Source organism: Halomonas cupida (assembly GCF_900142755.1).
Lineage (GTDB): Bacteria > Pseudomonadota > Gammaproteobacteria > Pseudomonadales > Halomonadaceae > Halomonas > Halomonas cupida.
Map to the genome: position 1 here is coordinate 1 of NZ_FRCA01000016.1, position 26346 is coordinate 26346.

At 61.8% G+C, this 26346-nt stretch carries 23 protein-coding genes; 6 read left to right on the forward strand and 17 right to left on the reverse strand.

Going from position 1 to position 26346, the window contains the following annotated elements; translation table 11 throughout:
- The first annotated feature begins 261 nt into the window (after nt 1-261).
- From BUE38_RS23385 to BUE38_RS20295, 3 genes are all read left to right on the forward strand, one after another.
- Nucleotides 262-396, forward strand: coding sequence for a hypothetical protein (locus tag BUE38_RS23385; RefSeq protein WP_255320821.1), 135 nt, complete (start codon nt 262-264; stop codon nt 394-396).
- A gap of 149 nt (nt 397-545) precedes the next feature.
- On the forward strand, nt 546-719 hold the full coding sequence (locus BUE38_RS23175; protein WP_170234299.1) for a hypothetical protein: 174 nt from the start codon (nt 546-548) through the stop codon (nt 717-719).
- A gap of 5 nt (nt 720-724) precedes the next feature.
- The gene (locus tag BUE38_RS20295; protein ID WP_073437070.1) at nt 725-1792 is read left to right on the forward strand and encodes a 3-deoxy-7-phosphoheptulonate synthase; all 1068 of its coding nucleotides are present in this window, start codon (nt 725-727) and stop codon (nt 1790-1792) included.
- Between the two features lie 127 nt (nt 1793-1919).
- Here BUE38_RS20295 and BUE38_RS20300 read toward each other — a convergent pair whose 3' ends face one another.
- The 14 genes from BUE38_RS20300 to BUE38_RS20365 all read right to left on the reverse strand — a co-directional run bounded on the left by BUE38_RS20300 (nt 1920) and on the right by BUE38_RS20365 (nt 15388).
- Entirely contained in the window at nt 1920-2582 is a 663-nt protein-coding gene (locus BUE38_RS20300; protein WP_073437071.1) for a transglycosylase SLT domain-containing protein, read from the reverse strand.
- Nucleotides 2583-2692: 110 nt separating this feature from the next.
- A complete protein-coding gene (locus BUE38_RS20305) occupies nt 2693-3433 on the reverse strand; it encodes a hypothetical protein (RefSeq protein WP_073437072.1) in 741 nt (246 codons plus the stop codon).
- Nucleotides 3430-3876 carry a hypothetical protein gene (locus BUE38_RS20310; RefSeq protein ID WP_073437073.1) on the reverse strand — a complete coding sequence of 149 codons (447 nt, stop codon included), beginning with the start codon at nt 3874-3876 and terminating at the stop codon, nt 3430-3432. Before BUE38_RS20310 ends, BUE38_RS20305 begins: the two co-directional genes overlap by 4 nt.
- Nucleotides 3873-5186 carry a type II secretion system protein L gene (locus BUE38_RS20315; RefSeq protein WP_073437074.1) on the reverse strand — a complete coding sequence of 438 codons (1314 nt, stop codon included), beginning with the start codon at nt 5184-5186 and terminating at the stop codon, nt 3873-3875. Before BUE38_RS20315 ends, BUE38_RS20310 begins: the two co-directional genes overlap by 4 nt.
- A complete protein-coding gene (gspK, locus tag BUE38_RS20320) occupies nt 5183-6211 on the reverse strand; it encodes a type II secretion system minor pseudopilin GspK (protein ID WP_073437075.1) in 1029 nt (342 codons plus the stop codon). The genes BUE38_RS20315 and gspK overlap by 4 nt, the downstream gene beginning before the upstream one ends.
- On the reverse strand, nt 6208-6813 hold the full coding sequence (locus tag BUE38_RS20325; protein WP_073437076.1) for a prepilin-type N-terminal cleavage/methylation domain-containing protein: 606 nt from the start codon (nt 6811-6813) through the stop codon (nt 6208-6210). Before BUE38_RS20325 ends, gspK begins: the two co-directional genes overlap by 4 nt.
- Nucleotides 6810-7178, reverse strand: a complete 369-nt coding sequence (locus BUE38_RS20330; RefSeq protein ID WP_073437077.1) for a type II secretion system protein — start codon at nt 7176-7178, stop codon at nt 6810-6812. The genes BUE38_RS20325 and BUE38_RS20330 overlap by 4 nt, the downstream gene beginning before the upstream one ends.
- On the reverse strand, nt 7175-7678 hold the full coding sequence (locus BUE38_RS20335) for a prepilin-type N-terminal cleavage/methylation domain-containing protein (protein ID WP_073437078.1): 504 nt from the start codon (nt 7676-7678) through the stop codon (nt 7175-7177). Before BUE38_RS20335 ends, BUE38_RS20330 begins: the two co-directional genes overlap by 4 nt.
- Nucleotides 7675-8163 (reverse strand): type II secretion system major pseudopilin GspG, encoded by a 489-nt coding sequence (gene gspG, locus BUE38_RS20340; RefSeq protein WP_073437079.1) that lies wholly within the window; start codon nt 8161-8163, stop codon nt 7675-7677. The genes BUE38_RS20335 and gspG overlap by 4 nt, the downstream gene beginning before the upstream one ends.
- Before the next feature lie 34 nt (nt 8164-8197).
- Nucleotides 8198-9400, reverse strand: a complete 1203-nt coding sequence (gene gspF / locus BUE38_RS20345; RefSeq protein ID WP_073437080.1) for a type II secretion system inner membrane protein GspF — start codon at nt 9398-9400, stop codon at nt 8198-8200.
- A 9-nt stretch (nt 9401-9409) separates the two neighbouring features.
- Nucleotides 9410-10981 (reverse strand): GspE/PulE family protein, encoded by a 1572-nt coding sequence (locus BUE38_RS20350; RefSeq protein WP_084542068.1) that lies wholly within the window; start codon nt 10979-10981, stop codon nt 9410-9412.
- On the reverse strand, nt 10978-13071 hold the full coding sequence (gene gspD / locus BUE38_RS20355) for a type II secretion system secretin GspD (protein ID WP_073437081.1): 2094 nt from the start codon (nt 13069-13071) through the stop codon (nt 10978-10980). Before gspD ends, BUE38_RS20350 begins: the two co-directional genes overlap by 4 nt.
- Nucleotides 13068-13643: a hypothetical protein gene (locus BUE38_RS20360; RefSeq protein ID WP_073437082.1), complete on the reverse strand. Its 576-nt coding sequence runs from the start codon at nt 13641-13643 to the stop codon at nt 13068-13070. The genes gspD and BUE38_RS20360 overlap by 4 nt, the downstream gene beginning before the upstream one ends.
- Complete coding sequence (locus tag BUE38_RS20365) at nt 13643-15388, reverse strand: bifunctional UDP-sugar hydrolase/5'-nucleotidase (protein WP_084542069.1); 1746 nt, start codon at nt 15386-15388, stop codon at nt 13643-13645. Before BUE38_RS20365 ends, BUE38_RS20360 begins: the two co-directional genes overlap by 1 nt.
- A gap of 354 nt (nt 15389-15742) precedes the next feature.
- Here BUE38_RS20365 and BUE38_RS20370 point away from each other — a divergent pair, with 354 nt between their 5' ends.
- Entirely contained in the window at nt 15743-17881 is a 2139-nt protein-coding gene (locus BUE38_RS20370) for a PhoX family protein (RefSeq protein ID WP_073437083.1), read from the forward strand.
- Between the two features lie 231 nt (nt 17882-18112).
- Nucleotides 18113-20236: a PhoX family protein gene (locus BUE38_RS20375; RefSeq protein ID WP_073437084.1), complete on the forward strand. Its 2124-nt coding sequence runs from the start codon at nt 18113-18115 to the stop codon at nt 20234-20236.
- Nucleotides 20237-20333: 97 nt separating this feature from the next.
- Here the strand turns inward: BUE38_RS20375 and BUE38_RS20380 are convergent, their stop codons facing one another.
- From BUE38_RS20380 to hemB, 3 genes are all read right to left on the reverse strand, one after another.
- Nucleotides 20334-21962, reverse strand: coding sequence for a BCCT family transporter (locus BUE38_RS20380; RefSeq protein WP_073437085.1), 1629 nt, complete (start codon nt 21960-21962; stop codon nt 20334-20336).
- Nucleotides 21963-22157: 195 nt separating this feature from the next.
- A complete protein-coding gene (ppk1, locus tag BUE38_RS20385; protein ID WP_084542070.1) occupies nt 22158-24383 on the reverse strand; it encodes a polyphosphate kinase 1 in 2226 nt (741 codons plus the stop codon).
- A 44-nt stretch (nt 24384-24427) separates the two neighbouring features.
- Complete coding sequence (gene hemB / locus BUE38_RS20390) at nt 24428-25429, reverse strand: porphobilinogen synthase (RefSeq protein WP_371860440.1); 1002 nt, start codon at nt 25427-25429, stop codon at nt 24428-24430.
- Between the two features lie 211 nt (nt 25430-25640).
- Between hemB and elbB the strand changes: the two genes are divergently transcribed.
- On the forward strand, nt 25641-26306 hold the full coding sequence (gene elbB, locus BUE38_RS20395; protein ID WP_073437086.1) for an isoprenoid biosynthesis glyoxalase ElbB: 666 nt from the start codon (nt 25641-25643) through the stop codon (nt 26304-26306).
- Nucleotides 26307-26346: the final 40 nt, after the last annotated feature.

Sequence of the window (26346 nt, forward strand, 5' to 3'; positions counted from 1 at the left end):
TCCCTGTGGGTCGGCTATTCGTGTTCCCGACACGAACACGCACTTCCCACATCCCTGTGGGTCGCGAGCTACGAGCCCGCTTCGCTCGAACCTGGTCCTTGTCCGTGTTCCACGGCGCGGCACGGAACAGCTCGCGGCTCGAAGCTCGTTCCTCGAAGCTATACGTTCGAGGGGCTTGCCATTTGCTGCGGGTGCGGGCAGGATAAAAAAACAACTCGACGGGCCCACACACGTCGGCTCGTTCGGAAACGGAGACACTCCATGACTGCTACCACTCACCAGATGTCTGTCATCACCACCTCCCGGGGTGGCGAAGGCGTTGGTGCTGTGGACAGCTATTGGTTCGGCTTTACCTGGTATTGGTTTGATACCGGGGCGCCGACTGCCGTTTCCTGATCCGCTTGGCTTGAACAACAGGATCAAGTAACAGGATAGCGAGGCGCTCCCCAGATGGGCCGCCTCTCGGAACCCCCGGATGGCAGCCCCACCCGGGGGTTTCTGCGTCAGGTCCCTGCGCCAGGACTCGATCAATCAGGAGGTAAGACATGACCGCATTTCGTGAATTCGCCAGTGCTGCATCCCATGGTCAGTACTCTGATTATGGTTGGGGCTATAGCTGGCGATTTATCGAGGCGCGGTCGGGCCAGTTGGCCACCTCCGACCGTGAGCAATTCGGTGGCCAGAAGCAGGTTCGAAATCACCGATGCCCACGGAGTTGAATACCATGAATGCCCACGCCGTCTTGTCCACTGATCATTCGTCGTTGCTTGAAGAGGCAACCCCGATGCCGCTTCCCAGTCCGAAGGAGCTCCAGCGTCAGCTTCCACTGAGTGCCGCACTCCACGACCGTGTTGAAGCGCAACGTCATCAGATTCGCGATATTCTCGAAGGCCGTGATGATCGGCTGCTGGTCGTGGTCGGACCCTGTTCGGTTCACGACCCCGACGCGGCGATGGAATATGCCCGCCGTCTGGCGAAGCTTGCTGATCAGGTGCGTGATCGACTGTTGCTGGTGATGCGTGTCTATGTCGAGAAGCCGCGGACCACCGTGGGGTGGAAGGGGATGGCCTATGATCCGGACCTGAACGGCCAGAGCGATATCAGGCGCGGTCTGGAACTGTCACGTGGTTTGATGCGGGATATTGTCGATCTGGGCCTGCCGGTGGCCACTGAGCTGCTGCAGCCGATGATCGCTCCCTACCTGGATGACCTATTGGCCTGGGTGGCCATCGGCGCCAGGACCACGGAGTCGCAACTGCACCGTGAGCTGGCCAGTGGGCTCAAGGCCGCAGTGGGTTTCAAGAATGCCACCAACGGCGACCTCCAGGTCGCGCTGGATGCCATGCAGTCCGCAGCCCATCCTCATGAGCACTTCGCCATCGGTGGTGATGGCCGCCCGGTAATGAAGCAGACACAGGGTAACGATATGACCCATGTGGTGCTGCGCGGTGGTCACGGTGGACCCAATTATGATGTTGACAGCGTAGCCGCAGCCCGCAAGGCCATCGTTGGTGGCGGCTTCGCGCCACGCCTGATGGTCGACTGCAGTCACGCCAATGCGCGCAAGGACCACCGCCGCCAGAGTGAAGTCATGCTTGAAGTGCTGGCCCAGCGTGAAAATGGCGACAGCGCACTGATCGGTGTGATGCTGGAGAGCCATATCCACGAGGGTAAGCAGCCACTGGTGCCGGGCAAGCTCCGTTACGGCGTATCCGTTACCGACGCCTGTATCGGTTGGGAGACCACCGAGCACCTGCTGAATCTCGCCGCGGAGAGGCTGGCAAAAGCGTAGGCTGTGAGCTACGAGCGGCTATAGGGGCATGGAGCCCACTCGCTTCCTTGATGTCCCTGGGTTCAGCCGCAGTAGCATTGGGTTCGCACCGGAGTGCTCGCCACTCGTAGCTCGCTGCTCGTTGGCTTCACTCTCGACAGAACGGCCAGAATTCGAAAGCGCCATCGCATTGGAATTCGGCTTCGCAGGAGTTGAGCTGGGCCTGATAGCGCGAGGCGGTGGTGGCGACGTCGCGAGCCGCCCGCTGTACGCCGGGTTTGCCTCGGTAGCTGCCGCGCTTGTATCCCCCCTGGCCCTCATGGTAGGCCAGATACAGGTGTTCGGGGTTGTTGAGGGAGACACCGGTGCTGCGGTGGGTGCGGGCGTTGTACCAGCCGATGAAATCGGTGGCGTCATCCATGTCGGTGCGCCCGGAAAACAGACTTCCGGCGTCGTCCTGATATTCTTCCCATACCGGATCCTGGGCCTGAGCATAACCGTAGGCCGAGGAGGGGCGTTTCCAGGGAATGAAGCCCAGCAGCTTTGTGCGTGGAGGGCGGATGGCAGCCCGGTAGGAGGATTCGCGCTTGATGAAGGCCATCTGGGTGGCGATCGGTGTGCCCCATTTCTCCTGCGAGGCGCGCGCAGCGTCATACCAGTCAGGTTGTTCGCGGAAGATCTCGCAGAGGTTGTCCTGACGCTGGGGCGGATCGGGGGCGAACACTGCACAACCACTCAGGGCCAGCAACATACCCAGCGCGATCATACTCCGGGCGGCCTCTCTGAACGTGTTTCGATCGTGCTTGCTCATCCATCTCTCCACCTGTGCATCCCTCTATCCTTTCCCATCCGGCAGCGATGACGGTTCATCATCTTCACTCGCCACTTCTACTTTCCACGCCCGGCGCCCAGGGCGGGCGCTCAGGGTAGCATACGCACTTTTATGTCGCCGCTACCTGCGTCAGGTCCCAGTAGTTGCCAGTAAGGCGTCAGGGGGTGTTCTGGAGAGAGGTAGCCCCGAACCAGGACCGCTTGTGTGCCCTCATTGCTGAGCGCCAGGTCGAGTTGTTGGCCGTCCTTCAATGCCAGTTGCCAATTCGGGGCGTCGGCTCCGTCACAGCTCAGTTGCAACAGGCCTTCACCGAGGGGGACCGGATCCGGCAATTGCATACCCAGAGCAGGGCTGGTCAAGCTCCCCTGGCTGGAAAGGCATTTACCACCCCCTGTCCAGAATTGCAGGCGTCCGGAGAACCTGCCGGTCAGTGGATGCTGCAGGGCCAATGGAGTGGCTCGGGCATCGAGCACGGCAAGGCTGCCGCCTTTCACCTGCCAGGCAAGACGGCCCAGCTCGGGCTGGACGCTCAATTGCCAGGCAGTCTGGGGGGCGCCAAGGGCCAGTTGAAGTCGACCCGGTGACTCGATGTGCCAGCCGATGGGGCCAACACCGATGGGCCAGCCGTTGCCGATGGCGATTTCCAGACGTTGGACTCTGCCATCCAGCAGGGTGCCACCGATTCCCTGCCAGTCGAGCTGGATATGTGACGGGATGAACAGGCTCAGGCGGGGAATCACCGCCGCAGCAGGAAAATAGCAGACCAGCCCGATCAGGAAGGTAGTCAGGCCGAGTCCCGCGAGGCCGAGCCAGATGGCGAGACGCTTCATGGGGGTGCCTCCAGGTCGAGGGTTTCCAGCTCGGCGGCGTAACGTACCCTCAGTCGGGTCTGGGGGCGGTCATGCTGGATATCCCAGTCGATGGCCCACCAGCCGCGCCTCGCCGCCCAACGGGATAACGTCGCGAGACTCTCGCTGGAGGCAGTGCTGCCCTGCAGATGCCAGGTAGAATCCCGATATTCCACCGTTGCCGGCTGGATACCGGCGTCACTGGCGGCCTGCCGCCATTGCCTGTCATCAAGCTCGCTGATACTCGGTAGCGAAGGAAGGTTCACGGCTGCTCCCTGTCCCTTCTGTGCGCTGCCATCGATGGCCAGCCAGCCACGGTCGATGGCCAGATAGCCGACCAGCAGCACGACAGTCCCGATACCCAGCAACAGGCGCAGCCGCTCATGGCGAGGACTGCGGAAGCCTTGAGCGAGGGCGGACTTCATGGTGTGGCCTCCCGAGGAGTGATGGTCAGATCCAGGCGAGCCACCAGGTATTCATTCTGCGATGTCACGTCGGCAAGGCTCGCCAGCGTGCTTGATGGGGGGGGGGCATTGTCGGTTGTCAGGTCGTCGTGGCGCCAGGTCAGGCGCAGTTGTTGGCCATCGACGGACATCCCGGTCGGCGGCGGAAGCTCGAGATCGGTGACCAGAAAGGCCAGCCAGCTGTCGATATTCTGCTGGCGTTCGGCCAGCAGCAGCATGGCCTCACGTCGTTGCCGAAGTCGCGCATTTGCCTGGTCAGCGGACGGCTCGGCACCAAGGAAGAGGTCACGACTCTGGTGCTGCGTGGTATCCGTCGATGCCTCCGGGGCAGGCAGCAGGCTCAGCAGCAGATGCCCGATACCAAGTGCCAGGCAGGCGCAGGCGCTCCATCGGGAGATGGAATCGCTGGGAAACAGCGCGCTTGCCCAGGCGAAGGAGAAGTGTCGATCAGAGGTCGAGGTTGGCCAGCGCGGTAGCGCCACCGGCAGATGTCGGGCCAGTAGTGCCAGGCGTTCCAGTGGCTCGTTTAGTTCATCCGAGGATGCTGGATACCGGGGCCACTCGTTGATGTCCGGTGGCAGTGGACAGTCTGCGACATGCACCCTGGCTGGCCAGCACAGCCAGTGCTCGTCCGGCACCTTGTGCGACATTGCAGACGCGGTGTGGTTGTCTTCCCCTGCGTTGGCACTGTCGTCGAGCGTCTGCCACTTCAGCATCATCTGATCGCCCCAGCCCATTGTACTGACCTGGCCCGGCGGTGCGCTGGGCAGTGCCATGAAGGCCGGCATCCAATGGGTCAGGGTGATATCCAGAGCCGCCAGTTGCTGCTGCCAGTTCTGAAGGGCCTGGTGCTCGACCACCAGTAGGCATAGCGTGTCGGATGATCGCGTTAAGGGGGCGCGCCCAGTCTGCGGCAAGGGTTCGATCAGCAGGCCATCCATGGATTGATTGAGATGATCGCCGACCAGCAGTGGCCACTCCTGACGCTTTATGCCTCTGGGGGGATGCAGCTGTACTCGGCTGACGGCGTTGGGTGGCAGAACCAGGCAACGGCTGACGGTGGGCGGCAGGCGACCCAGTTCAGCCAGCCCGGTTGCCGAGTTGTCACCGCTGGCAGTGATGCCCTCGAGGGAGGACACCATCCAATGCCAGACCGGCGAAGACGATGCCGGGATCTCGAAGACCTCGGGCATGATCAACAGGCGTTCCGGTGCCTGATGGGCGGGCCGCTTCGAAGAGTGTCTGGCTGAGAGACGGCGAAGGATCTTCAAGGTAGGTTCTCCTCTTCGCGTTCCGGCATGGTGACATCGGGATCACCGGCGCTGCGGGACAGCAGGTGGACACGACTGGCAGGGCCCATCGGATGCCAGCCGCTGACACCTTCGGCCCGTACCAGACGGGTGCTGCGGAAACGATGGCGACCGATCTCGATGATCTGGTGGATACGCAGCAGGTCGGGCGTCAGTGTCAGGCGTCGCCCCATGGACTCGAACCAGTCCGCATTCTCGCCCAGGGTCTGGCGGACCTGCTCGGCGCTGCGATAGCCACTGGCAGGGCGTTCCAGAATCAGACGTTGCAGTTGCTGTGGCGGAGCCTCGCCCTCGAACAGGGCGCTCAGCAGGTCAAGGCGTGAGGCTGGCAGAGTGTTGAGATTGAGGCGCCAGGGAGACGTCTCCGGGAGTACACAGAGTTCATTGGGGAGACGGCGGAAACGCTGACTATCGAGGGGAGTGATCCAGTTGACCTCGCTGAGGTCGGCCAGCACGACATCGGCGCTGATCCGGGGAGGATCCAGGGTGGCGAAATCCATGCCGTCCATACTGCCACTTCGGGCACTGCCATCGGCGTCGATCCAGTCCTGAAGCGCATTGCTGAAGCCTTCGGGAGAAAGCGCCTGGAGAAAGTCGCCGTGGCCCTGCTTGATCCAGTGTTCCAGTTGACGTGCGGTGAGCTCGGCCTGGGGCCCTCCCAACGCATTGAGATTGAAACAGGTACGCAGATCCTCGACCCAAAGCGTCAGGCTGCCCTGTTCGAGATCCCAGGTGAACGGGCGACCCCGCAGTGTCTGCCACCACAGGCCGGTCTGGCGGACCTCAGGCTCGGTGAGGGCACGCTGGACGAGAATCTCGGCACCACGCATGACGAAACGTGCCTGGGTTTCTGCCTGCAGTAGATCCAGACGGGCGATGTCCTGACGGCCGCGGGTGGTGAGGTTGGTCAATAACACACTGACCACCGCCAGACACAGCAGTGCCATGATCAGGGCGACTCCTCGCTGACGGCGAACAGCAATCATGGGCTCGCCTCCGGGAGCATGAAGGTCGCCGAGCGCTGCTGGTCATTCTCCCGCCAGGACAGGCGTAGCGCCCGGGTCTGTGGATAGAACGGCGCGCTGCGCCATTGTGTACCGTCATGAAAGGTCATCTCGACCTCGCTGACCCCCTCGAGCTGTGTGACGAGTTGCCAATCCGGGGATTCCAGGGCGTCAAGCAATCCTGCGCTGTACAGCGTCAGGCGCTCCTCTTCCGGATCATGAACAAGCCGTTGACGGCGTACCCGGCTGTAGTGATCACCCAGCGCTACGGGCCAGTCGCTTATCGCCACCCACTGCAGCCGATGCCCATCCGCATCCAGTTCGAGTGGTTGATTGAGCAACGGCTGCCCCTGTTCATGGAGAGGGCGTATCACCAGGGCATCGAGACGCCTTTCCAGCAGCCGTACCAGGTGCAACTCGTCATTTCCGGGCGATGGGATGTCGAGCCGTTCGCGGATGCCCACCAGGGCGTTGATCTGGGCAGCAACCAGCATGGCCAGAATCGCGCTCAGGCCAATGGCGATCACTACCTCGAGGAGGGTGAACCCGCGTTGTTGTCGGCGTTGGTTGGCAGGCAGCTTCATGGCGACAGGAACAGGGTGAAGGTCAGTGAATGCTGAAAATCTTCATCAGTGGACAGCGTCAGCGCACCGCGGCGCATCTGCCGAACCTGGGTATTCTCGACCTCCATGCGCCAGTGACAGAGGGTGCCAGTGGCATCGTGCTGGCCGTCATGAAGTCCGCTGTCCGGCCAGTAATTCTCCAGTTCGAAATGGTTTGCCAGGCTGCGGGCACAGAGGATCAAGGGCAGACGATGACGTTCGCTTTCCGCTACCTGGGTTGTCTGGTGCAGGGCCTGGCTGACCACGGTGGTGATCACCGCGATCACCACCATGGCGATCAGCACCTCGAGTAGCGTAAATCCCCGTTGAGCAATGGGCGCGGTCATTCGTCCACGGCCTCCCCAGCAGGCTCCAGGCTGATGCCGTGACCGTCGACGGCCAGTACTATCCGGCTGTCGCTCAAGTGCATATCGAGGCGAGTGGCCAGCACTTCGCCATCGGGCCACCAGGCCAGCCAGGGGCCGCCGTCCTCGTTCGGGGTCTGTGGGGACACCGCCAGCCCGGTGGGCCAGGTATCTTTCGTCAATAGCGGAGTGCTCAGTGGCGACCAGCGGCCTTCGGCATCGCCCCTGGGGTGTTGCCAGGTGACGAATCGGTAGCCCTGGTCATCGCCGATCACGGCCACCACCTGGCGTTGCCCCAGCGCATGACTGGCAGCCATGCGCAACTCGTCGGCCCACTGCTGGGCAAAGGTCTGCAGACGCTGCTCAGAGCCACCCTGGAGCCAGCTCATACCGAGGCTTGCGCCCAGCGCGATGATCACCAGGACCACCAGCAGCTCGAGCAGAGTAAAGCCGGACTCTCGTGGCGTGCCAACGACGCTCATAGCATCCAGTTGCCGATATCAGCGTCGTTGCCTTCACCACCGCTGGCGGCATCAGCACCCAGCGAGAAGATGTCCACATCGCCATGCTCACCAGGGCTGGCGTACTGATAGGGGTTGCCCCAGGGATCTTCCGGCAGACGGCGGACATAACCGCCGTCACGGTAATTCTGTGCTTCGGGAGCCTGGCGGGGTGGCGATTCCAGCGCCTCGAGTCCCTGGCGGGTAGTCGGATAGCGGAAGTTGTCGAGACGATACATGTCCAGTGCCTGCTCAAGGGTGGCGATATCGGCACGCGCCTTCTGTTGCATGGCCTCGTCCTGATTGCTCAGCACATTGGGAGCCACGATGGCGACCAGCAGGCCGAGAATGAAGATCACCACCATGATCTCCAGCAGCGTGAATCCGGCTTGAGCCGAGCACGAGCCAGGGAGAGAAGCATGACTGGCCCTTGCGGTGGTGTGATCAGGAACGGTTGATGTCGACATGACGGACTCCACTAGGCAGTTGGTGGGGGGAAGATCAAAGCGCCATGGCGCCGTTGAGACGCATGATCGGCAGCAGGATGGCGAGCACGATGGTCAGAACCACCGCGCCCATGGTCAGGATGATCAGGGGTTCGAATAGCGCCAGAGCGGTGTCGACGCGGCGGTTGAAGGTACTTTCCTGGGTCTCGGCGACACGCTCGAGCATATCGGCCAGGCGACCGCTGGATTCACCGCTGCCGATCATGTGCAACAGGCTCGGCGAGAAACGCTGGGTCTCCATCATCGCCATGCGTAGGCTGACCCCGGCGGTGACGCTTTCGCTGATCTGCTCGACGGCCTCGCGCATCAGCTGATTGCCCAGGGTATCCCGACTTACCTTCAGCGATTCCAGCAGGGCAATGCCGGAATGGGTGAGGATGGCCAGGGTGCGGGTCAGGCGCGCAGTATCGAGCAGTTGCACCAGTTCGCCGATGCGCGGCAGGCGCAGGATCAAACGGTCGGCGTGGCGTCGCCAGCGGGGCTGACGTAGTGCCCGTACCACCGTCAGCACCACTAGGGTGCCACCCAGCACCAGCCAGTGACCGCCCTGGGTCAGCAGGTCGGTGAGCTGGATCAACGTCCGTGTCAACCAGGGAAGGGTGAGGTCCGAGCGTTGGAATTGCTCCGCCAGACGTGGGACCACATAGGTCATCAGGCCGATGACCACCGCGCTGGACACCAGCACCAGCACGAGAGGGTAGATGAGGGCGGTGCGTGCCTTGTGGCGCTGGCGCTGGGAGCGCTCCAGGTGATCGGCCAGACGTTCCAGTACCCGGCCGAGTTGTCCAGCACGCTCACCAGCCGCCACCAGTGCCACATAGAGGTCGTCGAATATCCTGGGATGGGCGGCCAGGCTTTCCGCGAGGCTGTAACCCTCGCGTACCCGATCACCGATATCCAGCAGTAATGCCCGGGCATTGGCGCGATCCGCCTGCTGGGTCAGGGCGTCGAGGGCATCTCCCAGCGGAATACCGGCATCGACCAGAGTGGCCAGCTGGCGGGACAGCAACGTCAGGCGTTCGTTGTCCAGGCGCCCGCGTCGGGATCGCGAATGGCCGCTGTTGACGGCCTCGAGGCGGCGAGCGAACAGCCCCTGGTCGCTGAGCAACTGACGCGCATGTCCTTCACTTTCGGCCTGTATCACGTCCTGGTGTCGGCGTCCGTCGCCACTCAATGCCAGATAGCGGTAGGTCGGCATGGGCTGTCCTCACTCCGTCGGTTCACCACTGGGCATGGTCTGGAGATGAATGGCACGCAGCACTTCCTCGATGCTGGTGTGGCCCTGTGCGACAGCGTCCACAGCGGCGTCAGCAAGTGTCGTGCCATGCCGGCGGGCACAGCTGGCCAACTCGGCCTCGGAAGCACCGGCATGGATCAGTTCCGCCAGTCGGGCATCAATGGCAACGAATTCGTAGAGTCCCAGACGGCCGCGATAGCCGGTGTCGGCGCACTCCTCGCAGCCGCCGGCCTCTGCCACCGGTTGCTCCGGAGAAAGCCCCGGCAGCAGGGCACGCTGGGCGTCGCTTGATGGATGCCACTGGCGACAGTGGGGGCACAGTCGGCGCACCAGACGCTGAGCCATGACGCCCTTGAGACTGGTCGCCAGCAGATAGGCTTCCACTCCCATGTCACGCAGACGGGCGATGGCCCCCAGTGCACTGTTGGTATGTAGCGTCGAGAGTACCAGGTGACCGGTGAGGCTCGACTGCACCGCGGTGGTGGCGGTTTCCAGATCGCGGATCTCACCGATCATGATGACATCCGGGTCCTGACGCAGGATGGCGCGCAGGCCTCGGGCGAAGGTCAGCCCGGCCTGGGGGTTGACCGGTGTCTGGCCGATACCGGGCAGAGCGTATTCCACGGGATCCTCGACGGTGAGGATGCTGCGTTGCTGATCATTCAGTTGCGTCAGGCTGGCATACAGGGTGGTGGTCTTGCCGGATCCGGTTGGCCCGGTATTGAGGACGATGCCGTTGGGCTGGGCCAGCGCCTGCCGCCAGCCCTTGAGTACTGCCGGGGGCATGCCGATGGCATCGAGCTCCAGCAGCGACGCCTGCTTGTCGAGTAGGCGCATGACCAGGCGCTCGCCGTGAATGCCGGGCAGGGTGGAGACGCGGATATCCACCGGGCGACCGGCGGCGCGTACCGTGATACGGCCATCCTGCGGCTTGCGCTTCTCGGCGATGTCCAGTCGTGCCATGACCTTGATCCGCGAGATCAGCATGGGAGCCAATACGCGTGGCGGACGCAGTGCTACTCGCAGGGCGCCATCCACACGCAGACGTACCACCAGTTCCTGCTCGAAGGGTTCGATATGGACATCGGAAGCGCCGAGACGCAGTGCCTCGGAAAAGATGGCATTGATCAGTCGAATGACCGGCGCTTCCTGTTCACTGTCGAGCAGGTCTTCGGTGCGTGGCAACTCCTTGATCAGGCTGTCCAGATCGATGTGCTCGGCAAGCCCCTCGACCAGCGCGTCGGTGTTTTCGCGCTGGGCATCGTAGAGTTCGCCCAGGCGACTGGTCCAGCGGTTGTCGTCCAGCCAGTCGACGGCGGCCGGCGCACCGTGGCGACGCTGCAATTCCTGCAACAGCTCGATCTGCAGGCGCTGGTTGTCGTTGTGACGCCGGCACATGAGGTGGTAACGGCTATCCCGCCAATCCAGAGCCACACCGGCCCGCTGCGCCAGGCGGTAGGGCAGCAGTGACGTTGCCTCGGCGCTGGCCTGAGCACCGTTCCGAGAAGTGCTGCTCCGAGAAGTGCTGTGCTGCGTGATCATTGCGCCAGGCTCCCCAGTCGCTCTCGCCCGGAGGGGTACAGGGCCTGAATCGCGGCAGATTCTGCGTTGTGGACGGCCGGTGTTGTGGATTGGCCAGTACCGGATTGTGGTGATGGAGTTTGAGATGCCGGTTGGGGCAGCGCTGGCAGCACCTGGCCGGAGGGCAACTGGGCATCCTGCTGCAACGAGCGCATCTGAGCGTAGCGGTCGGCGGTGACACTGTGCAGAGGGCCGCTGTCACGCAGCACTCGGGCGCGAATGAAGACCATCAGGTTGCGTTTCTCGTTGCTGTCACGGCTGTAACGGAAGAGGTTGCCGACCACCGGGATGTTGCCCAGCACCGGCACCTTCTGCTCGCCATTGGCGCCCTGGTCGCTGATCAGGCCGCCGAGGACGATGATGCCGCCATCCTGGGTCAGTACCGTGGTCTCGATCTCGCGCTTGTTGGTGACCACATCGCTGGCCTCGATGCTCTCATCGATGGACGACACTTCCTGAACGATGCGCAGACGAATGGAATCATCGGCGCTGATGGTCGGCAGGATATTGAGCTTGATGCCGACATCCTCGCGTTGGATGGTCTGGAAAGGATTGGTGTTGTCGACAGTGGTCGAGCCGGTGATGAAGGGCACTTCCTGACCGACCAGAATCGACGCCTCGGTATTGTCCAGAGTGGTCAGCGACGGAGTGGACAGCAGGTTGGTCTCTGCGTCGTTCTGCAGCGCATTGAGCAGCACTGCGAAGTCCGTACCGCTACCGTTGAGTCGTGCAACCCCGGCAGTGATGCCGCTGAACTGACTGAGCAGCGCGCCCAGCAGCGTATCGTCTCCTGCGGCTTGTGCCTCTGCGACAGAGTTGATGCCGGGGCTGCCGAAGCTCGAGGAGGCCAGGGCACCGTTACTGCCTTGGAACAGCCACTGAACCCCCAGTTCCTGGCTGCGTGACTCGGTGATTTCGGCGATGATCGCTTCGACAGCGACCTGGGCGCGCGGGATGTCGAGGCGCTGAATGATGTGCCGGTAGGCCTCGAGGGTACCGGCAGAGCCTCTGAGCACGATGGCGTTGGTGGCTGGATGGACCGCCACGGTGCTGCCATCCTGGCCTCGCTGGGTACTGACCGCACGGGATGGTGGATTGCTACCTTCGGCCTCGGCGGAAACAGGCTCCAGGCCTGGCGTGCTGGTGGCTGACGCGCGGTCTATACCGCCGATACCGCCAAGTACTTCGGCGACGGAGGCCGCGTCGGCATGGTTGAGGTAGATGACCTCTGTGCCGTTGTTGCCCTGATGTGGGGTATCGAGTCCAGTGATCAACTGGCTCAGGCGCTGACGTTGCTGACGATCTCCCATGACCACCAGCGCATTGCCGCGAGGCGCGGCAGCAACCTGCAGGCGTGGGTCTCCCTCGCTCTCGACCACGGACTGAAGTGTACTGGCGAGGGACTCGGCATCGGCGTGCTGGAGCGTGACAACATCGGTCTCGGCAGCCTGCTGGTGATCGAGATCCTCGGCGACACGGCGCAAGCGCACGAGGTTGTCACGGTAGTCCGTCACTACCAGGGCACGGCCTCCCGGATAGGGGGTCAGAGCTCCGACCTGGGGATCAATCAGCGGCTCGAGTACAGTGGCCAATGCCTGGGCATCGAGATGGCGGGTCTCGATGATCTCAGTGGCAATCTCGTTGCCCTCGGTGGATTCGATGCCCACCGGAACCGGCTGAGTGCGGGCGATCTGCTCGGGAATCACCCGCAGGCGCCCGTCCCCCTGGCGCAGGGCAGTGAAGCCACTGAGACGAAGCTCGTCGGCCATCAACTGATAGAGCTCATCACGACTGACTGGCGCACGGCTGGTGACATTCACCGTGCCGCGGACGCGTGGATCGATGGTCACATTCAACTGCAGGGTCTGCGCGATGCTGCGGATGAACTCCTGCATTTCGACATCGACGAAGTTCACCGCATAGCGTTCGGTACTCTGTGGTGCTTCAATGCTGCCGAGAGCCGTGTTGTCGAGGTTAGCGTTCTGGGCGCTGGCCGGTGCTGCCAGCAGCATGCCCAGCGCAAGTGCGATGGCCAGCGGTAGTGCGGTCATCGGCAGACCTCCGAGATATTGGTGATCGGTGAGGAACCTTCCTCACAGGAGGACTCCCCCGTGCCGGCATGAGCCTGGCCATCGATGACGAGGCGAATCGCGGACTGCTGTCGCTCTGGTCGAGTCGGCCAGCTCAGTTGTTCCTCGCCGGAAGCGTGTTCCAGCCGGACGCCTTGCTCAGTGATTGAACGAATATGCGTACCCGGCATGATTTCGTCACCGACACTGGCTACGCGAGGTCCCTGAGGAGTCGTGATGACCACCACTCGAGAGTCAGTGCTGCTGAGGATGCCGCCGACCAATGACAGTGGCAGGGTGGTGGCGGGAGCGACAGCAGGTGCCGCTTGCTCGGTAGGCTGCGGCCACAGAGTGGCGGGGAGGTCGGGCACCAGAGCCTCACCATTGTGTTGTGCCTGAATATTCGGAGCCGGCGCAGGGGCGGGCCAGACACGCCAGGCGATGTCGGCGCAGACCAGTGCCGCCAGCCAGCCGAGCAGGGCTGCCAGGCCCCAGGGGAGCAGTGCTGCCAGCTTGCTGGGGAGCCGGTTGCGCAACGGGGCGGCGAAGGTCATCAGCTCAGCCTCGCTTCGGGATGCCAGCCCGGATGGCCATCGACATAGTCCAGCTGTACCCGCTCAGGTTCGGCAAGGCTCCAGCCATCGGAGCGTGAGCGCAGATAGCGCTCGAGACATTGCCACAGAGGTTCTCCCTTCGGGGTGCCGGGATGCAGGCTCCAGGTGAGCAACGAGCTCGGTGCTTGTCCCTTCAGATTGACTCTTCGCCCGGTATCGCGGCTGTAGCGGCATTGCCACTCCTGCCCACCCAGCCGGGGCAGGTCCTCGGAACGATCAAGCAGCATGGGCTCACCGAATAACTGATCGGCCGCGCGTTCGAGCAGTTGGTGCAAGCCGTTGCCACTCATCGGGTGCTGGAAGATGTCGGCACGGTGGCCGCCGGTGAGACTGAGCAGATGGTCGCGGGTGATCGGCTCGCCGGGAGCCACGCGAAAGTCATGGCGCAGGCCGGGGGACAGGCGCAGTTGATTGGCGGAGGACTGCTCGGCCAGGGCGGCATCGATCAGAGCATCCCAGGATCCCGCACAGGTGTCGCGCCTCCATAGCCATTGCGGGGCAGTGGCCAGTGGCAGGTCGAGCCATTCTGCATAGGGCGCTCGTAGCCGAGCCAACTGCCCCTGAAAGTCCTCCGCAAGGCTCTGGCCCCGGGGCGACAACTGCTGATGATCGGCAACCATCAGATGGCCATCGAAGCGCCAGTGATCGCCGTGGCTGATACAGCTGATATGGAAGGCACCGAGACCGCGGCTGCCGGGGAAGCACACAGTGGCCTCTCCGCCGTCGTCGCGGGGCACTCGAACCATCTCTGGCCACAGGTCCTGTCCCCTGGCGGCCAGCACCAGATCAGCTTGTGCCAGGCGCTGGGCCAGCCACAGTGCGGGGCCACTACCGACATCGGCCAGCACTATGGTCAGTTCGGCGCTGGCTGCCGCCTCGTCGACCTGGCGCGACACGTCCTCGAACCAGGCATCCAGGGCGCGTTGCTCATCACCTGCGTGGGGGTTGGTCACTCCGACCACGGCGACCTGTACGCCAGCACGGGTGAAGCGCTGCCAGGCAGAAATGCCCAGAGCGGTGTTGCGTTTCTCTCCGAGAGTACCGAGGACCCGCGTGCTGGAGCGCCGGTAGCCTGCCGCCGCGGTATCCGGCCAGAGTTCGCGCTCGTCACTGGAGACCCTGACGTCAGCCTTGAGCATGCGGCTGATCGCGGGGCCGGATTCACCGGAGCTCAGGTAGCCCAGCCCACCTCCGTTCCAGCACTGTCCATTTTCCAGCGTCAGCGGGTCGGCACCACTCAATTCGGCGCGCCGTTCGTCGAGACTGGCTGCGAGCAAGGCACTGCCACCCAGTCGTGTTGACGTGGCAGCATGCGGGTCGGTCAGTGCCTGCCATGCCGGATCGAAGGATCGAGACAGGCGTGGCACACCCTGAACGGTCGCCCAGGGTGCCTGACCCAGCTGGTCAGCCGGGCCGATTCGAGTTGCTGCCACGGCCGCGACTTCAGGAAAATGACTGTCCAGCAGGTCCGCATAGTAGAGCAGTTCTACAGCCTGACCGGCCAGGGCTCGTGGTCTGGATCGGCTCAGTCCTGCGGCGCACCCCCCCAGGCCCAGTGCACTTCCTCCCATTATCATGGCCGAGAGGAACTGACGGCGCGTGGCCGACAGGGACCGACCCGAGGAGAGAGAAATGTCAGGATGTGCCGCCTGGTCAGGGGACAGCGGCTTGCTGGCCTCGGTCATGATTTTCTGTAGCTCACTCTGGGAGAGGTGGTGGAGCCTGTGGTGCATTCTTCCCGGGCTGCCTTGATGTTGTTGGTCAATTCTGGTGCCGGTAAAGGGTCGATATTCTAGTGGCGGTTTCGTTACTGTTTCGTGACGATGCTGATGCCGATCCTGGAATTTATGGAGTTGTCTTTTTTTGTTAACTCAAGTGTCACCCGATATTTCTATCCTCGCAGCCGGTGCTGGCTTTCAGTGATGCTGTGTCGAGACTGGATCAGCGATTGGCTCAATTACTGAGGGTTGATTCGCTGATAAGCGATGTCGCAGGGCTGAAAAATATCTATCAATAAACGACCGGGCTTGAGGTAAAAGATGAGCAAGGAAATCGAAGATCATCGCGTATTGAACCCTAGTGAAAATGAGCCATTCTCCTCTGTTCTCGACAAGCATGTATCACGTCGTGGTGTTGTTCAGGGTGGGTTGGGGTTGGCGGCCATGACCATGCTGGGCGGCTTCGGCCTGGCCGGCTGTCGTCTCGATGATGACGACGACGATAATGATAGACCCGAGAAACGCCCGCTGACTCTGGCTTTCGAGTCCATCGCTGGATCGCTCACAGATGCGGTTGTGGTTCCGCCGGGCTATACCGCTCAAGTGGTTGTACCCTGGGGGACCGCCATTCTGGCGGGTGCGGGAAGCTTCAGTGACGACTTGGATATCACTCCCGACTTTCAGGCGGCCAGTGTCGGTATGCAGCACGATGGCATGCATAATTTCGCACTGAGTGATAACAGCGCCTCGCGCCATCTGCTGCTGGCCATGAATAATGAATATATCGACCAGGGTGCCCTCTGGTTCCCTCAGGGGGGAGCCACAAACTCGTCAGATGGTGCCCGTCCAGCGGATGAGGTTCGCACGGAGATCAATGCTCATGGTGTGACCATTGTCGAGCTGGAAAAAGCACAGGACGGAAAGTGGAGTCATGTCGAGGGGTCGCCATACAACAAGCGTTATACCAGCGCTACGCCAATGAAATTGAGTGGCCCGGTGGCGGGGAGTGAGTACGTCAGGACGAAATATTCTCCTGATGGCACTTTGACGCGTGGCACCAACAATAACTGCGCCAATGGTTACACTCCATGGGGAACCTATCTGACCTGCGAGGAGAACTGGCCAGCGGTGTTCGTCAAGGACGAAGGACGCACCATCGATGACGATCGTCTAGGGATATCCGCAGGACGTGGCCGTTATGGCTGGGAAACCGCTGCCGGTGATGCCAGTGAAGTCGATGATGAATTCGCGCGCTTCAATGCCAACCCGACTGGGGCCTCGGGCACGGAGGACTACCGCAACGAACCACGGACCTTCGGTTATATCGTCGAGATCGATCCCTATACCAATGAACGTGCGGTGAAGCGTACTGCGCTGGGTCGTTTTCGCCATGAGGGCTGCTGGCCGGGCAAACTGGTTGCCGGGCAGCCGGTGGTGTTCTACTCCGGACACGACAGTCGCAACGAGTACATCTACAAATTCGTCTCGAAGGAAGTCTGGGATCCTGCCTACCTGAACCAGCCCGGCAAGAGTCTCGATCGCCTGGCCATTGGTGATCGCTTCATGGATGAGGGAACCCTGTATGCGGCGCGTTTTGATGCAGACGGCAGTGGTGAATGGCTGCCGTTGACACCGGATGCTGTCGCGCCGGATGGGCGCACCCTGGCCGCCGCGCTGGGCCTGGCTGCCGACGACCTGGCCGGGGTCATCATCCATACCGCCGATGCCGCCGACCTGATGGGGGCTACGCCGATGGATCGCCCGGAGTGGGGCACGGTAGACCCCGAGACCGGCGACGTGTACATGACTTGTACCAACAATAGTGACCGTACCGAGGAAGGTACCGCAGCCGAGATCAACAATGGCAATGCCATCGAGGACCTGGGGGCGGGCTATGCCAGCGCGCCGGTCAATGCCGCCAACCCGCGACCCGACAACGGTGCCGGCCAGGTCATTCGCTGGCGCGAAGGTAGTGATGCCACCGTATTCAACTGGGAAGTGTTCGTGTTCGGTGCGGCAGCGGCTGACCCGGATAACCTGTCCGGTCTGACGGAGCTCAACCAGTTCGCCAGTCCCGATGGTCTGTGGTACGACGACCGTGGTGACGGCAATGGCATTCTGTGGATCCAGACCGATAACGGTTATGGCCCGGTGACCGACTATACCAACGATCAGTTGCTGGCCGTGGTGCCCGGTAACGTCGAGAAGAGCGATGGTGATGCCGCGGTGATTGGCTCGGCCAACCAGGTGCAACTTCGCCGCTTTGCTGTTGGCCCCAACGGCTGTGAGGTGACGGGCATCTGTGCCACTCCAGACAAGACAGCGCTGTTCATCAATATCCAGCATCCCGGCAACTGGCCATCCAGTGATGATGCCACTGTCGAGACCAGCGGTACGGTGCGTCCGCGTGCCTCCACGGTGGTCATCCAGCGCGAGGATGGGGGCGAGATCGGTGTCTAACCGGTAGCGTCTGACAGGATGGATCCCATGGCCCGTCTGCTTCCGCAGGCGGGCCTTCTGGTTCGTACCTGAAATTTGTACCTGAAGGCTGTGGGAGTGGGGAAAGTCACGCGGGGCCCAGCAGAAAACACCGTGCTGTCATGGAGATGTCATGCATAGGGGGTAGCGTCTCGCCTGTCGCGAAGCGGCCGTAGACGTCGCTCAAGAAAAAACTGAGGAGGGCCGTCCCCCATGAGCAAGGAAATTGAAGATCATCGCCTGTTGAACTCCAGCAGCAATGAACCGTTCTCGGCGGTACTCGAGCGCCATGTATCGCGGCGTGCGGTCATGAAAGGGGGACTGGGCCTGGCCGCCATGGGAGCGTTGGGCGGCTTTGGTGTCTCGGCGCTGGCCAATAGTTCTGGCCTGGCAAAGACCCCGTTGACGCTGGCCTTCGAGTCGCTGGCCGGATCACGCACCGACGCCATCGTGGTTCCGCCGGGTTACAGTGCTCAGGTGCTGGTGCCCTGGGGCGCTCCGCTCAATGACACGGCACCGGACTGGAGTGAGGACCTGGCACTCACGCCAGAGATGCAGGCCAACAGCGTCGGCATGCATCATGATGGTATGCATGCTTTTCCGTTGGATGCCGACAGCGCTTCACGCCGCTTCATTCTGGCGATGAACAACGAGTACATCGATGAGAATGCCCTGTGGGCGCCTCAGGGCGGCCCGACCAATATGGCCGAGGGGCAGCGACCTGCCGATGAGGTGCGTACCGAGATCAACGCCCACGGTATCACGCTGGTGGAAGTCGAGAAGACTGACAACGGTGTCTGGCAGCATGTGCGTGGCTCAGCCTTCAACCGGCGGTATACCAGTGCCACACCGATGGCACTGTCCGGGCCGGTGGCCGGGAGTGACTATGTGCGGACGAAGTACTCTCCCGAGGGCACTCTGACTCGCGGTACCAACAACAACTGCGCCAACGGCTATACCCCCTGGGGCACCTATCTGACCTGTGAGGAGAACTGGCCGGACATCTTCATCAAGGATGAGGGTCGCGAGACCGATGATGACCGGTTGGGGATCCCCACCGGCCGGGGTCGCTATGGCTGGGAAACCGCGGCTGGTGATGCCTCGGAAGAGGAAGGCGAATTCAGTCGCTTCAATGCAACGCCAGGGGGCGCCTCGGCCAGCGAGGACTATCGCAACGAGCCGCGGACCTTCGGCTATATCGTCGAGATTGACCCCTATACCGGCGCACAGGCTGTCAAACGCACAGCACTGGGCCGCTTCCGCCATGAAGGTTGCTGGCCGGGCAAGCTGGTCGAGGGGCAGCCGGTGGTGTTCTATTCCGGCCACGACTCACGCAACGAGTACATCTACAAGTTTGTTTCCGAAGCCGTCTGGGACCCAGCCGATGCACCGGTAGTGGGTGCCGAGGCTAATCGTCTGGCGATCGGCGCGAAGTACATGGACAAGGGTACTCTCCATGTAGCGCGCTTCAATGCAGATGGCAGTGGGGAGTGGCTGGCGGTGACGCCGGATGCCACCACAGCGGATGGGCGAACCCTGGCGGAGGCTCTGGGTTTGGCGGCAGACGATCATGCCGGGATCATCATCCACACTTGCGATGCGGCCGACCTGCTGGGTGCTACGCCCATGGATCGGCCGGAGTGGGGAGCAGTGGACCCGACGTCCGGTGAGGTCTATATGACCTTGACCAACAACAGCAAGCGTACCGAGGAAGGCTCCGAGCCGACCTTTACCGGCAATGAGGATGATATTGCGGCACCAGGCAACGGCTACGCCACTGCCCCGACGAATGCGGCCAACCCGCGTGCGGCCAACGAGGGTGGCCAGATCATTCGCTGGCGCGAGGGCGAAGATCAGGGTGTCTTCGAATGGGAGGTGTTTGTTTTCGGTGCCGCGGCCAATGACGCCGACAATCTGTCCGGTCTGACCGACAGCAACCAGTTCGCCAGTCCGGACGGTCTCTACTTCGACGAGCGTGATGAAGGTCAGGGAATTCTGTGGATCGAGACCGACAACGGCTATGCCGGTGTCGCCGATGCCACCAATGACCAGGTGCTGGCGGTAGTACCGGCCGCATTGCAGAGGGCCGACGGGGCCGCTGCGGTGGTCTCCGGTGATAACCAGCAGGCTCTCAAGCGCTTCTGTGTGGGCCCCAATGGTTGTGAGGTCACCGGTATCTTTGCCACGGCTGATCGAACCGCGCTGTTCATCAATATTCAGCACCCGGGGAACTGGCCAGCTGGTGATGACGCCACTCAGGCGGCTTCCGGCACAGTGCGCCCGCGAGCCTCCACGGTGGTGATCCAGAAGGACGACGGGGGCATAATCGGCGTGTGATTCCTGAGGCTTTCAACACCAGCGCCAATACCAGCGCCAACGCCAGAGGCCCCGCTCGAATGAGCGGGGCCTCCTTGTCTGCATGATACCGAATGAGTCAGCGTGGCTCGCTGTGCAATGCCCGCACGATGGTGTAGCACATCACCAGCATCACAATGGAGAACGGGATGCCGGTGGCCGTCACTCCCGCCTGCAGAGCCGACAGACCACCACCGATCAGCAGCACGATGGCGATCAGGCCTTCGATCATGACCCAGAACAGCCGCTGGGGTCGCGGAGCATCCGTCTTGCCGCCCGCGGTGATCGTATCGACCACCAGCGAGCCGGAATCGGATGAGGTAACGAAGAAGATCAGCGCCAGAATAATGGCGATGGTCGAGGTGACGGCGGTAAACGGCAACTCATTGAGCATCCCGAACAGCGACAGCTCTGGACTGTAGTTGTCGATCACATACTCCTTGACCAGACTGGCGTCGGGATTGGCGAAGAGTTGATCGATGGCAGTACCGCCGAAGACGCCCATCCAGATGAATATCGTCATGCTTGGAATCAGCAGCACGCAGGTTACGAACTCGCGAACGGTGCGGCCACGGGATACCCTGGCGATGAACATGCCCACGAACGGAGCCCAGCTCACCCACCATGCCCAGTAGAAGGCGGTCCAACCCTGGCGATAGCTGTCATCCGTGCGCCCGAAGGGTGTCGACAGCGGGATGAACTCCCTGACGTAGGTGACCAGTCCGGTCCAGAAGCCATCGAGAGCCGCCAGAGTCGGCCCGACCAGCAGCACGAACAGGAAGAACAGCAGGGCCATGACCATATTGATCTCGGAGAGCACCTTGACCCCGCCGTCGAGGCCACGCCACACCGAGATCAGCGCCGCGGCGGTGACCAGTATGATGACGATCACCTGGGTGGTGGTACTGATCTCGAGACCGAAGATGAAGTTCAGGCCGGCATTGGCCTGCTGTGCACCCAGCCCGAGTGAGGTCGCCAGGCCGAACAGCGTCGAGAACACGGCGAGGATGTCGATGACATGACCCCACCAGCCCCAGACCCGATCACCGAGAATCGGGAAGAAGGCCGAGCGAATCGAGAAGGGCAGGCCCTTGTTGTAGGTGAAGATGCCGAGGGCCAGGGCCATCACCACGTACACCGCCCAGCCGTGTATCCCCCAGTGCAGATAGGTCCCTGCCAGGCCCATGGCTCGGGCTCGCTCGATGGCATCCTCATTGATGGTGCCGTCGGCAGCGAAGGGCGAGAGAGTATCCAGCGGGGAAGATACCGCCATGTGATAGACAGGCTCCAGGACTCCGAAGAACAGTAGTCCGATGCCGATTCCGGCGGCAAACAACATCGAGAACCAGGACAGGTAGTTGTACTCGGGTCGAGCGGCCTTGCCACCGAGACGAATCCTGCCATAGGGGGAGAAGATCAGGGCGACACTGAACAGGATGAAGAAGTCGACCACGATCATGAAGTACCAATCGAGGGTGCTGGTGGCGAAGCCGACGATAGCCTTGAAGACCTCTCCTGCGGTGGTGGGAAATATCAGTGTCAGCAGGATGAAGGCAACAGCGGTCAGCGACGAGACAAGAAACACCGGGTCGTGTATGTCGTAGTCAAAGGGACCGACCTGGCCTTCGATATTGTCCTGACCGACCGTGTAGTCGGTATCCATGGCGCCATCCGGTAATGGATCCAGCGAATCACCCGGGGTGCTCATTGGGGGCTCTCTCCACGCAAAAATATTCACGTAGTGTAACGGGTCGCTGGTAAGTCACAACCTGAATGCCGGTAACATATTGATTGGGCAGAGCTCGTTCCCACTGTGGATAGTTATCATCATGCGCATGGTGAAGGCCCTTCACGGTAGGCAACCATGAAGGGCTCGGCACTTCTGATGCTGCGTTGCTGATGATCAGGCGCGTGCAGCGTAGGCGTAGAGCAGGGTTTCCTGGGCGCTGATCGGGGCGGCGTCGCCCGGTTCCTGCTTGGTGTAGGTGCCATCGCTCTGCAGTAGCCAGCTCTGGCAATTGTCGACCAGGTAGGTCTCGAGATCCTTGCGTACGCGGGCGGCAAGCTTCTTGTCGAGCAGCGGGAAACAGGTTTCCACGCGATGGAACATGTTGCGTGCCATGAAGTCGGCACTGGAACACCAGGTCTCGGGCTTGCCATCGTTGTGGAAGTGGTAGACCCGAGTGTGCTCGAGAAAGCGACCGATGATGGAGCGCACCCGAATGTTCTCCGAGATGCCCGGCAGGCCGGGGCGCAGGCAGCACATGCCGCGGATGATCAGGTCGCATTCGACCCCGGCCTGAGAGGCACGGTACAACGCCTGGATCAGCTTGGGTTCAGTCAGCGAGTTGCACTTGACGATGATGTGCGCGCGGTTGCCTTTCTTTGCATAGGCGGCCTCGCGCTCGATCATCTCCACCACCCGTTCATGCAGGGTGAAGGGAGCATGCAGCAGTTTCTCGATATGACGTGCGCGACCCATGCCGGACAGCTGCTGAAAGACCTTGTGAACGTCTTCGCAGAGCACTGGGTTGGCCGTCATCAGGCTGTAGTCGGTATACAGCTTGGCAGTCTTCGAGTGGTAGTTGCCGGTGCCGAGGTGCGCATAGTAACGCAACTCGCCCTTCTCTCGGCGCACGATGTGCATCATCTTGGCGTGGGTCTTGTAGGCCATGACCCCGTAGATGACGATGGCCCCGGCCTCCTGGAGGCGTGAGGCAAGGGCGAGGTTGTCGGCCTCATCGAAGCGCGCGCGCAGCTCGATGACGACGGTGACTTCCTTGCCGTTGCTGGCAGCCTCGACCAGGGCATTGACGATGGGGGAGTCGGCGCCGGTGCGATAGAGCGTCTGCTTGATGGCCAGTACATCGGGATCGAGAGCCGCCTCGCGCAACAGATCTTCCACTGGTACGAAGGACTGGAAAGGGTGGTGAAGCAGAATGTCGCCTTCCTGCATGGCCTGCAGCAGGCTCTCGGATTTGCGTACTGACTTGGGAAGGCCCGGAGTGAAGGGGCGGTACATCAGGTCAGGGCGATCGAGAGTGCCGAGTACCGACATCATACGTGTCAGGTTGACCGGGCCGTTGACGCGATACAGGTCTCCGCTCTCGAGCTGGAACTGTTTGACGAGGAAATCCGATAGCTCCTCGGGGCAGTTGTCGGCGACCTCGAGGCGTACGCCGCTGCCGTAGCGGCGTGCCAGCAGTTCACCACGCAGCGCCGAGGCCAGGTCGGAGACTTCTTCTGGGTCGACGGTCATGTCGGCGTTGCGCGTCAGTCGGAACTGGTAGCAGCCCTTGACCTTCATGCCCGGGAAGACTTCCTCGGCATGCGCATGCATCATTGATGACAGGAAAACATACTCATCGAAGCCATCCTCACACAGCGTTTTCGGCAGCGCGATGACTCGTGGCAGTGAGCGCGGCGCCGGCAGGATCGCCAGACCTCCCTCACGACCGAAGGCGTCCTTGCCTTCCAGTTCGACGATGAAATTGAGGCTCTTGTTGACCAGACGCGGGAAGGGATGTGACGGGTCCAGGCCGATGGGACTGATGACCGGCTCGATCTCGGTACGGAAGTACTCGTAGACCCATTCTCGCTGCGCCTTCGTCCAGGTCGTGCGGCGACGGAAGCGAATCCCCCTGGTCTCCATGGCCGGAATCAACTGCTCATTGAGAATTCGGTACTGACGATCAACATGGTCATGCGCGACGCTGGATATCTCGTCGAGCACCGAGCGGGCGCCACGCCCGTCTGCGCCAGTGCCATCGTCGGCCATCATGATCTGGTTCTTGAGTCCGGCCACGCGAATCTCGAAGAACTCGTCCATGTTGGACGAGAAGATCAACAGGAACATCAGCCGATTGAGCAGTGGATGAGCCTCATCCAGAGCCTGTTCGAGCACGCGGATATTGAACTGCAGGTGCGATAGCTCACGGTTGAAGTACAGGCTCGGATCGTTCAGGTCGGCCTGCGGATCCGGTAACGCCTTGGGCTTGATGCCGGTTCCGGTCTGATTCAGGCGTGGAACGGGAGAGTCGGCCTGCGAATCGTCCGACAGGGAAACGTCAGACTTGCCGAGGTCGTCAGCCTCGGTTGCAGTGGTGTCGTCTCGCTGGGCGTCTTCCATGGTCAATCCTCACAAGGGCGAACTGGAAGGGGCCCTTCCAGCCATCAGGGGGTTGCCAGCAGTCGAGCTGCTCGCTTGGCAAAGTAGGTCAGCACTCCGTCGGCACCGGCGCGCTTGAAGCACATCAGTGACTCGAGAATCGTCGAGTCGGCATCCAGCCAGCCGTTGTCGAACGCTGCCATGTGCATGGCATATTCGCCGCTGACCTGATAGGCGTAGGTCGGAACCCGCAGTTCGTCCTTGACGCGTCTGACGACATCCAGATAGGGCATGCCGGGCTTGACCATGACCATATCGGCGCCTTCGGCGAGGTCCATGGCGACTTCATGCAGGGCCTCTTCACCGTTGGCCGGGTCCATCTGATAGGTGGACTTGTCGGCCTTGCCGAGGTTCGTGGCCGAGCCCACGGCATCACGGAACGGGCCGTAGTAGCGCGAGGCATACTTGGCGCTGTAGGCCATGATGCGGGTATTCTGCAGGCCTTCCTGCTCGAGGACCTGGCGAATGGCGCCAATACGGCCATCCATCATGTCCGAAGGAGCGACCACGTCGGCACCGGCTTCGGCGTGGGAGAGTGCCTGCTTGATCAGAGTCTCTACGGTACGGTCATTGGTCACGTAGCCGTTCTCATCCAGAATGCCATCCTGGCCGTGACTGGTATACGGATCGAGTGCCACGTCGGTGATGATGCCCAGTTCCGGTAGCGCTTCCTTGAGGGCGCGTACCGAGCGCTGAATCAGTCCCGAGGCATTGAAGGACTCCTCCGCCAACTCACTCTTCCTGTCACTATCCACAACAGGGAACAGGGCGATGGCGGGAATGCCGAGTTGCCAGGCCTCACGGGCTTCCTCGATCAGCAGATCCAGTGACAGTCGTTCGACACCGGGCATGGAGGCGACAACTTCACGTTGCCCTTCACCTTCGAGGACAAATACGGGCCAGATCAGATCGGCTGAGGTCAACTGGTTCTCGCGCATCAGCCGACGGGAGAAGTCATCACGACGCATGCGGCGTAGACGTGTTGCTGGAAAACGGCGGGAATTCATGACACTCAAGACGGTACTCCACGGAATGTTCTGCTCCGCCACCCCGACATCATGGTGGCGTTGGATGACAAACGTATGACAATTACCCAGTATAAGGGCCCGTCAGACTGCGCCGAAAGTCGCGTCTTGTCGCACCCGCGGTGACTCTCTAGAGTAGTGGCTGATCAGCCGACCGTGGGATGTCGGCACTTTGCCCTTCAAGGAGAGACACATGAGTAAACAGGTTGCGATAGTCCTGTCTGGGTGCGGTGTACAGGACGGCTCGGAAATCTACGAGGCCACCCTGACACTGTTGCGTCTGGATCAGTTGGGCATCGCCTATCGCTGTTTTGCCCCGGATATCGCCCAGCATGAGGTCATTGACCATCAGCACGGTGAAGCGGTGGAAGAGTCCCGCAATGTGCTGGTAGAGTCGGCTCGTCTGGCACGTGGTGAGATTTCACCGCTGGATGAACTGTCGGCATCGGACTTTGATGCAGTGATCCTGCCCGGAGGCTTTGGAGCGGCAAAGAACCTGTCGAACTTCGCTGAGGCGGGGTCTGATATGGTCATTCATGATGTGCTACGCGAAGTATTGATCGAGTTTCATGACGCACGCAAGCCGATCGGCCTGATGTGCATTGCGCCAGTACTGGTGCCGGGATTGTTCGGGCATGGTATCGCGGTGACCATCGGCAGTGATCCCACTGTTGCTGGCGCCATCAGTGCCATGGGGGGCTTGCACCGCACCTGCCCGGTGGACGACATCGTGGTCGACTTCGAGCATCGTGTGGTGACCACTCCTGCTTATATGCTCGCCAACAGTATCGGCGAGGCCGCCAGCGGTATCTTCAAGCTGGTGGAGCGTATCGACGAGATCATTGATATCACTTCCTGACTCGGCAGGTCGTGATGGCCTGTTCGGTATGTAGACACAA

Coding starts and splice junctions, on each gene's coding strand:
- BUE38_RS23385 (WP_255320821.1), top strand. CDS start 262: ATGACTGCTACCACTCACCAGATGTCTGTCATCACCACCTCCCGGGGT.
- BUE38_RS23175 (WP_170234299.1), top strand. CDS start 546: ATGACCGCATTTCGTGAATTCGCCAGTGCTGCATCCCATGGTCAGTAC.
- BUE38_RS20295 (WP_073437070.1), top strand. CDS start 725: ATGAATGCCCACGCCGTCTTGTCCACTGATCATTCGTCGTTGCTTGAA.
- BUE38_RS20300 (WP_073437071.1), bottom strand. CDS start 2,582: ATGAGCAAGCACGATCGAAACACGTTCAGAGAGGCCGCCCGGAGTATG.
- BUE38_RS20305 (WP_073437072.1), bottom strand. CDS start 3,433: ATGAAGCGTCTCGCCATCTGGCTCGGCCTCGCGGGACTCGGCCTGACT.
- BUE38_RS20310 (WP_073437073.1), bottom strand. CDS start 3,876: ATGAAGTCCGCCCTCGCTCAAGGCTTCCGCAGTCCTCGCCATGAGCGG.
- gspK (WP_073437075.1), bottom strand. CDS start 6,211: ATGATTGCTGTTCGCCGTCAGCGAGGAGTCGCCCTGATCATGGCACTG.
- BUE38_RS20325 (WP_073437076.1), bottom strand. CDS start 6,813: ATGAAGCTGCCTGCCAACCAACGCCGACAACAACGCGGGTTCACCCTC.
- BUE38_RS20330 (WP_073437077.1), bottom strand. CDS start 7,178: ATGACCGCGCCCATTGCTCAACGGGGATTTACGCTACTCGAGGTGCTG.
- BUE38_RS20335 (WP_073437078.1), bottom strand. CDS start 7,678: ATGAGCGTCGTTGGCACGCCACGAGAGTCCGGCTTTACTCTGCTCGAG.
- gspG (WP_073437079.1), bottom strand. CDS start 8,163: ATGTCGACATCAACCGTTCCTGATCACACCACCGCAAGGGCCAGTCAT.
- gspF (WP_073437080.1), bottom strand. CDS start 9,400: ATGCCGACCTACCGCTATCTGGCATTGAGTGGCGACGGACGCCGACAC.
- BUE38_RS20350 (WP_084542068.1), bottom strand. CDS start 10,981: ATGATCACGCAGCACAGCACTTCTCGGAGCAGCACTTCTCGGAACGGT.
- gspD (WP_073437081.1), bottom strand. CDS start 13,071: ATGACCGCACTACCGCTGGCCATCGCACTTGCGCTGGGCATGCTGCTG.
- BUE38_RS20360 (WP_073437082.1), bottom strand. CDS start 13,643: ATGACCTTCGCCGCCCCGTTGCGCAACCGGCTCCCCAGCAAGCTGGCA.
- BUE38_RS20365 (WP_084542069.1), bottom strand. CDS start 15,388: ATGACCGAGGCCAGCAAGCCGCTGTCCCCTGACCAGGCGGCACATCCT.
- BUE38_RS20370 (WP_073437083.1), top strand. CDS start 15,743: ATGAGCAAGGAAATCGAAGATCATCGCGTATTGAACCCTAGTGAAAAT.
- BUE38_RS20375 (WP_073437084.1), top strand. CDS start 18,113: ATGAGCAAGGAAATTGAAGATCATCGCCTGTTGAACTCCAGCAGCAAT.
- BUE38_RS20380 (WP_073437085.1), bottom strand. CDS start 21,962: ATGAGCACCCCGGGTGATTCGCTGGATCCATTACCGGATGGCGCCATG.
- ppk1 (WP_084542070.1), bottom strand. CDS start 24,383: ATGGAAGACGCCCAGCGAGACGACACCACTGCAACCGAGGCTGACGAC.
- hemB (WP_371860440.1), bottom strand. CDS start 25,429: ATGAATTCCCGCCGTTTTCCAGCAACACGTCTACGCCGCATGCGTCGT.
- elbB (WP_073437086.1), top strand. CDS start 25,641: ATGAGTAAACAGGTTGCGATAGTCCTGTCTGGGTGCGGTGTACAGGAC.